A 12,910-nucleotide genomic window follows, 5' to 3' on the forward strand; every position below is an offset into this window, starting at 1 on the left:
GCCCTGGCTGTGCAGCCGCAAATAGGCGGTAGTGACCTGGCCAGGCGGTAGCTGCAGTTCGAACAGGTAGTTGTTCTGCAGGATCTGCCGGCTATGGTAGGGCAATGCGTCGCCGGTGCGCCGGGCAAGGCGGTAACTGCCACTGCTGTCGGGCAGGTACAGCTCGAGGTGATCCAGCGGCGGATAGGCCAGCTCCAGCAGCCATTGCCGTGGAGCGGCGCCGGGCGCGGCGAGAGGGCGCAGCTCGACCTTGAGCCAGAACACCGAGGTGGAGTAACCGGCGTTCAGCACGTCTTCGTGATGGGGGCGAAAATGCTTGGCAAACCCTGGGGCACTGACCTGGGCGATGCTGGCACTGCCTTCGAGGTCTTCATAAACCTGCATGGCCTTGCCCAGCGGAAGATGCCGGGTAGCGTCGTCGAAGTCGACTGCCCCGGCCAGCATGGGCAGAAAGCCCAGAAGCACAATCAGCAAATAGCGCATACAGCCCCAGCATGGCCTGTCCAGTCGAGTCGCGGTTGCCTCCCATCCGTTTGAGACGACACGATCCGGCAGAACCCGTTTGTAGAGTTATCCGAGCACTCTAGCATAGCTTCGCAACCTGGCAATCGACCACATCCAAACACAAAGAAAAGGCTCTAAATCAACGCTTACAGAAAGATATCCGACAAAAATCTGACCTATTGATCAACAAAACTCGTTTGTAGGACGATCCGCCCAAACGGGATTGGTGGTAAGCTCGCCGACCATGAATACCTACAGCTCCCGCCCCGTTGTCCTCTGTCTCTCCGGCCACGACCCCAGTGGCGGCGCCGGCCTGCAGGCAGATATCGAAGCCCTGATCGCCCAAGGCTGTCACGCCGCACCCGCAGTGACCGCCCTGACCGTGCAGGATACCGTCAACGTTTCCGACTTCCGCGTGCTCGACCGCGAGTGGGTGCTGGCCCAGGCCAACGCCGTGCTGGCCGACTCTACGGTGGCCGCCGTCAAGCTGGGCATGCTCGGTTCGATCGAGATGGTCGACACCGTCGCCGAACTGCTGGCCGCCCACCCGCATCTGCCGCTGGTCTGCGATCCGGTGCTGCGTGCCGGTGGTGGTGGCCGACTGGGCAAGGACGAAGTGGGCTACGCCCTGCGCGAACGCCTGCTGCCGCTGGCGACCATCGCCACGCCGAACCTGCCCGAAGCCCGCATCCTTGCCGAACTGCCCGAAGGCACCGCCGACGAGTGTGCCGAGAAACTGTTGCCGTTCTGTAGACACCTGCTGATTACCGGTGGTCACGGCGACGAAGACGAAATTCACAACCGCCTGTACAGCCGCGACGGCCAGCGCCACACCTGGACCTGCCAGCGCCTGCCGGGCAGCTACCACGGCTCTGGCTGCACCCTGGCCAGCGCCCTGGCCGGCCGTCTGGCCCTCGGCGAGCAGCTGGAAAGCGCCGTCCGCAGCGCCCTGGCCTACACCTGGCGCACCCTGCGTGACGCCGAACAACTGGGCAAGGGCCAGTTCGTACCACGCCGCCTGCCGCTGGATTTCTGTTCCTGACACGAGGCCTCCAATGAAGCTACGCGGTCTGTACGCCATCACCGACAGCCAGCTGCTCGCTGGCCGTTTCCTGTCCCATGTCGAGGCGGCACTGGAAGGCGGCGTGTGCCTGCTGCAGTACCGCGACAAAAGTGACGACGCGGCGCGCCGCCTGCGTGAAGCCGAAGGGCTGCTGAAGCTCTGCGAGCGCTACGGCACCCAGTTGCTCATCAACGACGACGCCGAACTGGCCGCGCGCCTGGGCGTCGGCGTGCACCTGGGCCAGACCGACGGCCCGCTGACCCCGGCCCGCGCATTGCTCGGCCGCCAGGCGATCATCGGTTCCACCTGCCACGCCAGCCTCGAACTGGCCGCCCAGGCTGCCAGCGAAGGCGCCAGCTACGTGGCCTTTGGCCGCTTCTTCAATTCCGTCACCAAGCCGGGTGCACCCGCTGCCAACATCGAACTGCTGGAGCAGGCCCGCGCCCAGGTGAAACTGCCGATCGCGGTGATCGGCGGCATTACCCTCGACAACGCCGCCCCGCTGGTCGCCCATGGCGCCGACCTGCTGGCGGTGATCCACGGCCTGTTCGGTGCCGACAGCGCGCAGGAAGTCACCCGCCGCGCCCGCGCCTTCAACGCCTTGTTCGCATCCTGATTCGAGAGAACCCCATGTCCCGTTCCGAAGCCCTGTTCGCCCAAGCCCAGAAGCACATCCCCGGTGGCGTCAACTCGCCGGTCCGCGCTTTCAAGAGCGTTGGCGGCACGCCGCTGTTCTTCAAGCATGCCGAAGGCGCCTACGTCGTTGACGAGGATGACAAGCGCTACGTCGACTACGTCGGCTCCTGGGGCCCGATGATCCTCGGCCACGGCCACCCGCAGGTACTGGACTCGGTACGCAGGCAGCTGGAGCACGGCCTGTCCTATGGTGCCCCGACCGCCATGGAAACCGAGATGGCCGACCTGGTCTGCTCGCTGGTGCCGTCCATGGAGATGGTGCGTATGGTCAGCTCGGGCACCGAAGCCACCATGAGCGCCATCCGCCTGGCCCGTGGCTACACCGGCCGTGACGCCATCATCAAGTTCGAAGGCTGCTACCACGGCCACTCAGACAGCCTGCTGGTAAAAGCCGGCTCCGGCCTGCTGACCCAGGGCGTACCGAGCTCGGCAGGCGTGCCGGCCGACTTCGCCAAGCACACCCTGACCCTGCCGTTCAACGACATCGCCGCCGTCGAGAAAACCCTGGCCGAAGTCGGCCAGACCGTAGCCTGCATCATCGTCGAGCCGGTAGCCGGCAACATGAACTGCGTACCGCCAGCGCCAGGCTTCCTCGAAGGCCTGCGGGAGCAGTGCGACAAGCACGGCGTGGTGCTGATCTTCGACGAAGTGATGACCGGTTTCCGCGTTTCGCTCGGCGGCGCCCAGGGGCACTACGGCATCAAGCCGGACCTGTCGACTTTCGGCAAGATCGTCGGCGGCGGCATGCCGGTCGGCTGCTTCGGCGGCAAGCGTGAAATCATGGGCTGCATCGCCCCGCTCGGCCCGGTGTACCAGGCGGGTACCCTGTCGGGTAACCCGCTGGCCATGGCCGCTGGCCTGACCACCCTGAAGCTGATCAGCCGCCCGGGCTTCCACGCCGAGCTGACCGACTACACCAGCCGCATGCTCGACGGCCTGCAACAGCGCGCCGATGCCGCAGGCGTGCCGTTCGTCACCACCCAGGCCGGTGCCATGTTCGGCCTGTACTTCAGCGGTGCCGACGACATCGTCACCTTCGAAGACGTGATGGCCAGCGACGCCGAGCGCTTCAAGCGCTTCTTCCACCTGATGCTCGATGGTGGCGTGTACCTGGCGCCTAGCGCGTTCGAGGCCGGCTTCACCTCTATCGCCCATGGCGACAAAGAGCTGCAGATTACCCTGGATGCGGCTGAGAAGGCTTTTGCAGCCCTGAAGTAATTGTCAGCCCGTACCGGCCCTTTCGCGGGCACGCCCGCTCCCACAGGTTCTGCACCAACCTTGAAAATGGTGCGATCCCTGTGGGAGCGGGCGAGCCCGCGAAGAGGCCGGTACAGGCAACAAATACCCATGCACAATCAGCTGACTTCCCCAACCAAGCAGAAAATCGAGTAAAACTTTGTAAGGTTGGCGCTGCTTATCCCATAATGTGCCACCAGAGACATTGGCCGCAGCTTTGCAGAGGTAAGTCGATCCCCATGAACCGCACCGGCCGCGCCCTGACCCTGGGCTGCCTGTTGCTTCTTCAGCCCCTGCTGGCCCTGGCAGAGGGCGGTAACTCGTTGCTCATTCCGGCGACGGGCCGCTGCACCTTGAATGTCCAGCCCGAAGACCTGGCAAACGCCCTCAAGGCTTGTGAGCAGACGGCAACCAGTGGGGATGCCCAGGCGCAATTCGAACTGGGCGAGTACTACTACACGCAAACGCCGAAAAATCTGGGCAAAGCCCTTAACTGGTTCGAAAAGGCCTCGCTGCAAGGCCATGCCGAGGCCCAGTACCGCCTGGGCGCCATGTTCTTCCGTGGCGAAGGGGTCAAGGCCAACAATGTGCAGGCCTACATCCTGCTGAAGATGGCCGCGGTCAACGGCGCCGAGGACGCGCTGGACATGGCCGACGAAGTGACCGAGCAGATGCCCCGCGACGAACTGGAGCATGCCACCCAGGTGCTCGGCCAGATCTTCCGCAAGTACCTGCTGGAGCTGCAGAACGCCGAAGGGCGCACGCCGTTCTCGCCACTGCCCTGAGTGGTCACTTTTCCGGCATCGGCATGGGGAATGGCATCACGTTGCCGCCGCCCTTGGCTTCGCTGATCTTCGCCGTGCCCAGGCGTTCCACCTCGTCGATGCGCACGATCGAGTGCATCGGCACGAAACTGCGGATCACCCCCTCGAACTGGCTCTTGAGCTTCTCCTCGCTTGGGTCCACCACCAGCTGCGAGCGCTCGCCGAACACGAACTCCTCGATCTCCAGGAACCCCCATAGGTCGCTCTGGTAGATCTGCTTGGCATACATCTCGAAGACTTGCCCCTGGTTGAGGAAGATCACTTTATAGATGGCAGGTTCGCGCTTGCTCATGTTCGGTGAAATAACACATGCGTAAGAAAAGGGGTGCATCATACCTGTACCGGCCCCTTCGCGGGCACGCCCGCTCCCACAAGTATTGCATCCATCTTCGAAGCGGTGCGGTACCTGTGGGAGCGGGCGTGCCCGCGAAGAGGCCAGAACAGGCCACACATACCCTTGATCGTTTCAGTGCTTTCGCCACTGCCATTCAAGGGTTATTCTTGAGCTCACATCCATTGCCGTCGAGCGGCTAAAAACGACCTTGAACGCACCCATAGAACCCCATCGTTTCATCCTCGAACCTTTCGAGGCCCACCGTTTCGCCAACTTGTGCGGCCAGTTCGACGAGCACCTGCGCCTGATCGAACAGCGCCTGGCCATCGAGATCCGCAACCGCGGCAATCAGTTCGAGCTGATCGGCGAACCCAAGACCACCTCCGCTGCCGAGCAGTTGCTGCGCCGTCTCTACCGCGAGACCAAGGCCAGCGACCTGTCCCCGGAAACCGTGCACCTGTACCTGCAGGAATCGACCGTCGAGAACATCGACAACCCGGCCGTCAACGAGGTCAGCGTGTCGCTGCGCACGCGCAAGGGCAACATTCGCCCGCGCGGCGTCAACCAGCAGCGCTACGTCAAGGAAATCCTGGCCAACGATATCAACTTCGGCATCGGCCCGGCCGGTACCGGCAAGACCTACCTGGCCGTTGCCTGTGCCGTGGACGCGCTGGAGCGCGAACAGGTGCGCCGTATCCTGCTGGTGCGCCCGGCGGTCGAAGCGGGCGAAAAGCTCGGCTTCCTGCCCGGCGACCTGGCCCAGAAGATCGACCCGTACCTGCGCCCGCTGTACGACGCCCTGTACGAAATGCTCGGCTTCGAGCACGTGGCCAAGCTGATCGAACGCCAGGTGATCGAGATCGCCCCGCTGGCCTACATGCGTGGCCGTACCCTGAACAACAGCTTCATCATCCTCGACGAGAGCCAGAACACCACGCTGGAACAGATGAAGATGTTCCTCACCCGTATCGGCTTCGGCTCCACCGCGGTCATCACCGGTGACATCACCCAGGTCGACCTGCCCCGTGGCACCAAGTCGGGCCTGGCGCACGTCATCGAGGTGCTGAAGGACGTTCCGGGGATCAGTTTCACCCACTTCCAACCCAAAGATGTGGTTCGTCACCCACTGGTGCAGCGCATAGTCGAGGCCTACGACCGCTTCGATGCCCGCCAGGCCAAGCCCGAGGCGCCCGGCAAAGATGCTTGAACTCGATATTCAACGGGCCACGGATGCTGCCGCCCCGGATGACACCGCCTTTCGCCGCTGGTGCGAACTGGCCCTGCGCCAGCGCAGCGCCGACTCGGAAATGACCATTCGCCTGGTCGACGAGGCCGAAGGCCGCGAGCTGAACCACACCTACCGGCACAAGGACTACGCGACCAATGTGCTGTCGTTCCCGGCCGACGTCCCCGACGACCTGCTCGATATCCCGCTGCTGGGCGACCTGGTGATCTGCGTGCCGGTGGTCGAGCGCGAAGCCGCCGAACAGGGCAAGTCGCTGGAAGCGCACTGGGCACACCTGGTCATCCACGGTTGCCTGCACCTGCTCGGCTACGACCACATCGAGGATGAGGAAGCCGAGGAAATGGAAGGCCTGGAACGGGAATTGCTGGCAGAACTGGGTCATCCCGACCCGTACGCCGACGATGAAACCGACACCCTCACACACTGATACACGAAGGATCACGAGAACCGCCATGAGCGAAGATCGATCGAGCAACGGGCAGAAGTCCTGGCTGGGTAAACTGACCCAGGCTTTTGCCCATGAGCCGAAAAACCGCCAGCAACTCCTTGAATTGCTGCGCGAAGCCCATCAGAACAAACTGCTGGACAGCGAAGCGCTGACCATCGTCGAAGGCGCCATCCAGGTGGCCGACCTGCAGGTTCGCGACATCATGGTGCCGCGTTCACAGATGATCAGCATCAAGGCCAGCCAATCGCCCCGGGAGTTCCTGCCGGCGGTGATCGACGCCGCGCACTCGCGCTACCCGGTGATCGGCGAAAGCCACGATGATGTGCTCGGGATCCTGCTCGCCAAAGACCTGCTGCCACTTATCCTCAAAGAGAACGGCGACAGCTTCAACATCAAGGACCTGCTGCGCCCGGCCACTTTCGTGCCCGAGTCCAAGCGCCTGAACGTGCTGCTGCGCGAATTCCGCGCCAACCATAACCACATGGCCGTCGTCATCGACGAGTACGGCGGCGTGGCCGGCCTAGTCACCATCGAGGACGTGCTGGAGCAGATCGTCGGCGACATCGAGGACGAGCATGACGTCGAGGAAGACAGCTACATTAAGCCGCTGCCCAGCGGTGACTTCCTGGTCAAGGCGCTGACCCCGATCGAGAACTTCAACGAGTTTTTCGACAGCGAATTCTCCGATGACGAGTTCGACACGGTCGGCGGCCTGGTGATGAGCGCCTTCGGTCACCTGCCCAAGCGCAACGAGACCACCGAGATCGGCCCTTACAAGTTCCGTATTCTCAATGCCGACAGCCGGCGGATACACTTGCTGCGCCTGACACCGATCACCCGTTAAGGACAAACATGCGTTGGATCACCCGCCCCGGCTGGCCCGGTAACCTGCTGGCCCTGGCGGCCGGTGCCTCCACCCTCCTGGCCCTGGCGCCATTCGACATCTGGCCATTGGCCGTGTTGTCCATCGCCCTGCTCTACCTCGGCCTGCGCGAGCTCAGCCCGCGCCAGGCCATGTGGCGTGGCTGGTGGTTCGGCTTCGGCCTGTACGGTGCCGGCACCTGGTGGATCTACGTCAGCATGAATACCTACGGCGGCGCCTCGCCGCTGCTGGCAATCCTGCTACTGCTGGCGTTCTTCGCCGCCCTGGCCTGGTTCTTCGCCCTGCCCACCTGGCTGTGGGCACGCTGGTTGCGGCGGACCGAAGCACCACTGGCCGACGCCTTGTGCTTTGCCGCTCTGTGGCTGCTGCAAGAGGCCTTCCGCGGCTGGTTCCTGACCGGTTTCCCATGGCTCTATGCCGGCTACAGCCAGCTGGACGGCCCACTGGCCGGCCTGGCACCGCTGGGCGGCGTATGGCTGATTTCCTTTGCCCTGGCCCTGACCGCTGCGCTGCTGTGCAACCTGCACCGCCTGCGTGCCCGCCCCTCGTTCCTGGCGGTGGGCTGCCTGCTGTTGCTGGCCCCTTGGGTGCTGGGCCTGGTGCTCAAGGGCCATGCCTGGACCAAGCCGGCGGGCGATCCGTTGAAAGTGGCGGCCATCCAGGGCAACGTAGAGCAGGACCTGAAATGGGACCCGGCGCACATCGACGCGCAACTGGCGCTGTACCGTGACCTTAGTTTCAGCTCCAGGCCGGTAGACCTGCTGGTGTGGCCGGAAACCGCGGTTCCGGTGCTCAAGGACCAGGCCCAGGGCTATATCGATGTGATGGGCCGGTTCGCCGCCGAGCGGCATTCGGCGCTGATTACCGGCGTGCCGGTGCGTGAAGTGGTGCACCACCAGCGCCGCTACTACAACGGCATTACCGTCACCGGTGAAGGCGATGGCACCTACCTCAAGCAGAAGCTGGTGCCGTTTGGTGAGTACGTGCCGCTGCAGGACATGCTGCGTGGCGCCATCGAGTTCTTCAACCTGCCCATGTCGGACTTCGCCCGCGGCCCGGAAGACCAGCCGCTGTTGCAGGCCAAGGGCTACCAGATTGCGCCTTACATCTGCTACGAAGTGGTCTACCCCGAATTCGCTGCTGGCCTGGCGGCACGTAGCGACCTGCTGCTGACCATCAGCAACGACACCTGGTTCGGCACCTCGATCGGCCCATTGCAGCACCTGCAGATGGCACAGATGCGGGCGCTGGAAGCCGGGCGCTGGATGATCCGCGCCACCAACAACGGCGTGACCGCGCTGATCGACCCGTTTGGCCGCATTACCACGCAGATTCCGCAGTTCCAGCAGGCGGTGCTGTATGGCGAGGTAGTGCCGATGCAGCAGCTGACGCCGTACCTGCAATGGCGGTCGTGGCCACTGGCGATTGTCTGTGCATTGCTGCTGGGTTGGGCGTTGCTGGCGGGCCGTATAGCCAAGACTGTTTGAGCTTTCCTGTACCGGCCTCTTCGCGGGCTTGCCCGCTCCCACAGGTACTGCGCACGCCTCAAGGGCTGTGATGAACCTGTGGGAGCGGGCAAGCCCGCGAAGAGGCCGGTACAAGCAATACAAGGCTCAGTAAAACAGCCGATACCCCACCAGCCCCGCCACTTCATTGAGCAACTGCCCGCTCTGCCACATCGCCCGGCTCTCCGGGAGCAACCCGCCGAACGGCCGCGCATGATCACGCCCGAGGAACCCGACCGGCGCCGGCACCACCTCGAACCCCGCCTGCTCGAAACTCCAGCGCGAGCGCTGCATGTGCCACGCCTGGGTCACCACAACCACCCGGTGAATTCCCAACGGCTGCAGCACCTTGGCCGTCAGCTGGGCATTCTCCCAGGTCGTGCGGCTGCCCTCCTCCCGCCATTTCACCTCGACGCCGAAATCTTCACGCAGGCGATCAGCCATCAAGCGCGCCTCGCTCGGCGGCGTACCATAGTGCAAACCGCCACTGGTCAGCACCGGCAAACCCGAAGCCTTGGCCAGCCGCGCGGCAAAGCGCAGGCGCTCCAGCGCTGTGGCTGTGGGCTGGTCGCTACCGCCCCAGGCTGGGTCACCGCGCTCTCGTCCCGCGCCCAGCACCACGATGGCATCCGCCCGGCTTGCCAGGCCGGCCCAATCGCTTACCGCCAGCGGCGCTTCCGTCTCCAGCACACGAGCGGTTTCCTGCACCACCAGCGGCAGGCTCATCAGCCACAGGCCACCAACGCCCACGGCAAAGCACAGCGCTGCCAGCCTGGGCCGACGGCGGCGCAGCCACCACGCCACGAGCAGCAGCAGGAGCAAGACGCCTGGCGGCATCAACCATTGTTTGACGAAGAATCGGATCGGCATTGGCTACACCTCCTTGGCAGGCGTGCAGCCTAGAAGGATCGACGCCGGTCAACAAGGGTGCGGCCGGCGCCGATCGTGAGCTGTGCAAATTTTGAAGAACCGGCGCGCGATAGCCTGCGCCTGGCGTCCTGAACGGCTAGCGATGTGGCAGCGTCCTGGATCTCGCCGTGCTGGCGGGGCGTTTCTTGTCCTTGAGCCAGATGATCTTGGCCGATGTCGGCTCCGCTTGTGGGTAACTGCCGACACAGGCATTGTGGCGCTCCGGGAGGGAATCCAGGTAGGCCTTGATCACTTCGAACTCTGCGTGGCTCAGGCCACGCAACTCCAGCTCGGCTGGCATCTCGTCGCGCAATCGCACCGAGGTCCTGGCCACTTCCAGTGCCAGGCCAAGCCGGTCGATCAGGCGTTCGTATAGCTCCGGTCTGATTGCGGGTAGCTGCGTCTCTCCCATCCGTTCACCTCATTGAAGATAAGAATATCTCCCCCCACACCTGAGCTTAGCGTCGTTGCAAAAAGCAGCCGTGTGCCGCGACCAGCGGGCATTCGCAACGAAGGTTTCCCACGATGCGCGGCGCTGCTGTATGCTACGGCGTTCACTCTAAACGACACCGGAGTGCCGGACGCAGCGAGGTTCCGCTGCCTGGAACAAGGTCTCTTCCCTCTCAGCAAAAAGTAGCCATGCACGAACAATACACGCCCCGTGATATCGAAGCCGCCGCCCAGAAGTTCTGGGACGAGCAACAATCGTTCGCTGTTACCGAACAGCCAGGCAAGGACACCTACTACTGCCTGTCGATGTTCCCGTACCCGAGCGGCAAGCTACACATGGGCCACGTGCGCAACTACACCATCGGTGACGTGATTGCCCGCTACCAGCGCATGCTGGGCAAGAACGTCCTGCAGCCGATGGGCTGGGACGCTTTCGGCATGCCCGCGGAAAACGCGGCGATGAAGAACAACGTCGCCCCGGCCAAGTGGACGTACGAAAACATCGACTACATGAAGACCCAGCTCAAGAGCCTGGGCCTGGCCATCGACTGGGCACGTGAAGTCACCACCTGCAAGCCCGACTACTACCGCTGGGAGCAGTGGCTGTTCACCCGCCTGTTCGAGAAAGGCATCATCTACCGCAAGAACGGTACCGTGAACTGGGACCCGGCGGACCAGACCGTACTGGCCAACGAGCAGGTCATCGATGGCCGTGGCTGGCGTTCGGGCGCGCTGATCGAAAAGCGCGAAATCCCGATGTACTACTTCCGCATCACCGACTACGCCGACGAGCTGCTGGAAAGCCTCGACGAGCTGCCGGGCTGGCCTGAGCAGGTCAAGACCATGCAGCGCAACTGGATCGGCAAGTCGCGCGGCATGGAAGTGCAGTTCCCCTACGACCTGGCCAGCATCGGCCACGAAGGCACCCTCAAGGTCTTCACTACCCGTCCCGACACGCTGATGGGCGCCACCTACGTCGCCGTCGCCGCCGAACACCCGCTGGCCACCCAGGCCGCCCAGGGCAACCCGGCGCTGCAGGCGTTCATCGACGAGTGCAAGAGCGGCAGCGTTGCCGAAGCCGACATGGCCACCCAGGAGAAGAAGGGCATGGCCACTTCCCTGCTGGTCGAGCACCCGCTGACCGGCGAGAAGCTGCCGGTATGGGTCGCCAACTACGTGCTGATGCACTACGGCGATGGCGCCGTCATGGCCGTGCCAGCCCACGACGAGCGCGACTTCGAGTTCGCCCACAAGTACAACCTGCCGGTCAAGGCCGTGGTACGCACCAGCGCTGGCGATGAAGTCGGCAGCGAGTGGCTGGCCGCCTATGGCGAGCACGGCCAGCTGATCAACTCCGGCGAGTTCGATGGGCTGGACTTCGCCGGTGCCTTCGACGCCATCGAAGCCGCCCTGATCCGCAAGGAACTGGGCAAATCGCGTACCCAGTTCCGCCTGCGCGACTGGGGTATCAGCCGCCAGCGCTACTGGGGCTGCCCGATCCCGATCATCCACTGCCCGTCCTGCGGCGACGTACCGGTGCCGGAAGACCAGCTGCCGGTCACCCTGCCGGAGAACGTGGTGCCGGACGGTGCCGGTTCGCCACTGGCGCGCATGCCTGAATTCTACGAGTGCAGCTGCCCGAAATGCGGCACCGCGGCCAAGCGCGAAACCGACACCATGGACACCTTCGTCGAGTCGTCCTGGTACTTCGCCCGCTACGCCTCGCCGAACTACGAAGGTGGCATGGTCGACCCGAAAGCGGCCAACCACTGGCTGCCGGTCGACCAGTACATCGGCGGTATCGAGCACGCCATCCTGCACCTGCTGTACGCGCGCTTCTTCCACAAGCTGATGCGTGACGAAGGCCTGGTCACCTCGAACGAGCCGTTCAAGAACCTGCTGACCCAGGGCATGGTGGTCGCCGAAACCTACTACCGTGTGGCCAGCAACGGCGGCAAGGACTGGTTCAACCCGGCAGATGTCGAGATCGAGCGTGATGCCAAGGCCAAGATCATTGGCGCCCGCTTGAAGACCGACGGGTTGCCGGTGGAAATCGGCGGCACCGAGAAGATGTCGAAGTCGAAGAACAACGGCGTCGACCCGCAATCGATGATCGATCAGTACGGCGCCGACACCTGCCGCCTGTTCATGATGTTCGCCTCGCCACCTGATGCGAGCCTGGAATGGTCCGACTCCGGCGTCGAAGGTGCCAGCCGCTTCCTGCGCCGTGTCTGGCGCCTGGCCCAGGCCCACGTGGCTCAAGGCCCGGCAGGCAAGCTGGACATCGCCGCCCTGGACGACGAGCAAAAGGTCATCCGCCGCGCCATCCACGCTGCCATCAAGCAGGCCAGCACCGACGTCGGCCAGTTCCACAAGTTCAACACCGCAATCGCCCAGGTGATGACCGTGATGAACGTGCTGGAAAAGGCCCCGCAGGCCACTGAACAGGACCGCGCCCTGCTGCAGGAAGGCCTCGAGGCCGTCACCCTGCTGCTGGCACCGATCACCCCGCACATCTCCCACGAGCTGTGGCAACAGCTGGGCCACCAGCAGGCCGTCATCGACGCCAGCTGGCCAGTCGTCGACGAGGCGGCCCTGGTACAGGACACCGTCACTCTGGTGGTGCAGGTCAACGGCAAGTTGCGTGGCCAGGTCGAAATGCCGGCCGCCGCCAGCCGCGAAGAAATCGAAGCCGCCGCGCGCAGCAACGAGAACGTCCTGCGCTTCATCGATGGCCTGACCATCCGCAAGGTTATCGTGGTTCCGGGCAAGCTGGTCAACATCGTCGCCAACTGATGGCAACGCCCGCCCG

The 12,910-nt window shown here is 63.9% G+C and carries 13 protein-coding genes; 9 read left to right on the plus strand and 4 right to left on the minus strand.

All coding sequences use genetic code 11. The features are described from left to right. On the minus strand, positions 1-483 hold a 483-nt coding region (locus JV551A3_RS27705; RefSeq protein ID WP_328592122.1), incomplete at its 3' end, for a 7TMR-DISMED2 domain-containing protein. A gap of 265 nt (positions 484-748) precedes the next feature. On the opposite strand from JV551A3_RS27705, the gene JV551A3_RS27710 reads away from it, so the two are divergent. The 4 genes from JV551A3_RS27710 to JV551A3_RS27725 all read left to right on the plus strand — a co-directional run bounded on the left by JV551A3_RS27710 (position 749) and on the right by JV551A3_RS27725 (position 4,284). Continuing rightward, positions 749-1,546 carry a hydroxymethylpyrimidine/phosphomethylpyrimidine kinase gene (locus JV551A3_RS27710; RefSeq protein ID WP_133975627.1) on the plus strand — a complete coding sequence of 266 codons (798 nt, stop codon included), beginning with the start codon at positions 749-751 and terminating at the stop codon, positions 1,544-1,546. 13 nt (positions 1,547-1,559) lie between these two features. Continuing rightward, complete coding sequence (thiE, locus tag JV551A3_RS27715; RefSeq protein WP_025340753.1) at positions 1,560-2,183, plus strand: thiamine phosphate synthase; 624 nt, start codon at positions 1,560-1,562, stop codon at positions 2,181-2,183. 14 nt (positions 2,184-2,197) lie between these two features. Then, the gene (gene hemL, locus JV551A3_RS27720; protein WP_133975629.1) at positions 2,198-3,481 is read left to right on the plus strand and encodes a glutamate-1-semialdehyde 2,1-aminomutase; all 1,284 of its coding nucleotides are present in this window, start codon (positions 2,198-2,200) and stop codon (positions 3,479-3,481) included. Between the two features lie 257 nt (positions 3,482-3,738). Beyond that, positions 3,739-4,284 (plus strand): tetratricopeptide repeat protein, encoded by a 546-nt coding sequence (locus JV551A3_RS27725; RefSeq protein WP_133975631.1) that lies wholly within the window; start codon positions 3,739-3,741, stop codon positions 4,282-4,284. A 4-nt stretch (positions 4,285-4,288) separates the two neighbouring features. Here the strand turns inward: JV551A3_RS27725 and JV551A3_RS27730 are convergent, their stop codons facing one another. Continuing rightward, a complete protein-coding gene (locus JV551A3_RS27730) occupies positions 4,289-4,615 on the minus strand; it encodes a DUF1820 family protein (RefSeq protein ID WP_016489346.1) in 327 nt (108 codons plus the stop codon). A gap of 250 nt (positions 4,616-4,865) precedes the next feature. On the opposite strand from JV551A3_RS27730, the gene JV551A3_RS27740 reads away from it, so the two are divergent. From JV551A3_RS27740 to lnt, 4 genes are read left to right on the plus strand one after another with little or no spacing between them, the layout of a single operon-like run. After that, complete coding sequence (locus JV551A3_RS27740; RefSeq protein ID WP_112253612.1) at positions 4,866-5,864, plus strand: PhoH family protein; 999 nt, start codon at positions 4,866-4,868, stop codon at positions 5,862-5,864. Continuing rightward, positions 5,857-6,330, plus strand: coding sequence for an rRNA maturation RNase YbeY (ybeY, locus tag JV551A3_RS27745; RefSeq protein WP_133975639.1), 474 nt, complete (start codon positions 5,857-5,859; stop codon positions 6,328-6,330). The genes JV551A3_RS27740 and ybeY overlap by 8 nt, the downstream gene beginning before the upstream one ends. Before the next feature lie 25 nt (positions 6,331-6,355). After that, the gene (locus tag JV551A3_RS27750; RefSeq protein ID WP_046613214.1) at positions 6,356-7,195 is read left to right on the plus strand and encodes an HlyC/CorC family transporter; all 840 of its coding nucleotides are present in this window, start codon (positions 6,356-6,358) and stop codon (positions 7,193-7,195) included. An 8-nt stretch (positions 7,196-7,203) separates the two neighbouring features. Beyond that, the gene (lnt, locus tag JV551A3_RS27755; RefSeq protein WP_133975641.1) at positions 7,204-8,721 is read left to right on the plus strand and encodes an apolipoprotein N-acyltransferase; all 1,518 of its coding nucleotides are present in this window, start codon (positions 7,204-7,206) and stop codon (positions 8,719-8,721) included. A gap of 126 nt (positions 8,722-8,847) precedes the next feature. Here the strand turns inward: lnt and JV551A3_RS27765 are convergent, their stop codons facing one another. Together JV551A3_RS27765 and JV551A3_RS27770 are read right to left on the minus strand one after the other, a co-directional pair. After that, a complete protein-coding gene (locus JV551A3_RS27765) occupies positions 8,848-9,609 on the minus strand; it encodes a YdcF family protein (protein ID WP_133975643.1) in 762 nt (253 codons plus the stop codon). Between the two features lie 136 nt (positions 9,610-9,745). Then, on the minus strand, positions 9,746-10,060 hold the full coding sequence (locus JV551A3_RS27770; protein WP_112253616.1) for a hypothetical protein: 315 nt from the start codon (positions 10,058-10,060) through the stop codon (positions 9,746-9,748). A 227-nt stretch (positions 10,061-10,287) separates the two neighbouring features. On the opposite strand from JV551A3_RS27770, the gene leuS reads away from it, so the two are divergent. Next, positions 10,288-12,894 carry a leucine--tRNA ligase gene (gene leuS, locus JV551A3_RS27775; protein WP_133975645.1) on the plus strand — a complete coding sequence of 869 codons (2,607 nt, stop codon included), beginning with the start codon at positions 10,288-10,290 and terminating at the stop codon, positions 12,892-12,894. Positions 12,895-12,910 lie beyond the last annotated feature (16 nt).

The sequence above is a fragment of the Pseudomonas inefficax genome, from assembly GCF_900277125.1.
GTDB classification, from domain to species: domain Bacteria; phylum Pseudomonadota; class Gammaproteobacteria; order Pseudomonadales; family Pseudomonadaceae; genus Aquipseudomonas; species Aquipseudomonas inefficax.

Coding starts and splice junctions, on each gene's coding strand:
- JV551A3_RS27710 (WP_133975627.1), top strand. CDS start 749: ATGAATACCTACAGCTCCCGCCCCGTTGTCCTCTGTCTCTCCGGCCAC.
- thiE (WP_025340753.1), top strand. CDS start 1,560: ATGAAGCTACGCGGTCTGTACGCCATCACCGACAGCCAGCTGCTCGCT.
- hemL (WP_133975629.1), top strand. CDS start 2,198: ATGTCCCGTTCCGAAGCCCTGTTCGCCCAAGCCCAGAAGCACATCCCC.
- JV551A3_RS27725 (WP_133975631.1), top strand. CDS start 3,739: ATGAACCGCACCGGCCGCGCCCTGACCCTGGGCTGCCTGTTGCTTCTT.
- JV551A3_RS27730 (WP_016489346.1), bottom strand. CDS start 4,615: ATGAGCAAGCGCGAACCTGCCATCTATAAAGTGATCTTCCTCAACCAG.
- ybeY (WP_133975639.1), top strand. CDS start 5,857: ATGCTTGAACTCGATATTCAACGGGCCACGGATGCTGCCGCCCCGGAT.
- JV551A3_RS27750 (WP_046613214.1), top strand. CDS start 6,356: ATGAGCGAAGATCGATCGAGCAACGGGCAGAAGTCCTGGCTGGGTAAA.
- lnt (WP_133975641.1), top strand. CDS start 7,204: ATGCGTTGGATCACCCGCCCCGGCTGGCCCGGTAACCTGCTGGCCCTG.
- JV551A3_RS27765 (WP_133975643.1), bottom strand. CDS start 9,609: ATGCCGATCCGATTCTTCGTCAAACAATGGTTGATGCCGCCAGGCGTC.
- JV551A3_RS27770 (WP_112253616.1), bottom strand. CDS start 10,060: ATGGGAGAGACGCAGCTACCCGCAATCAGACCGGAGCTATACGAACGC.
- leuS (WP_133975645.1), top strand. CDS start 10,288: ATGCACGAACAATACACGCCCCGTGATATCGAAGCCGCCGCCCAGAAG.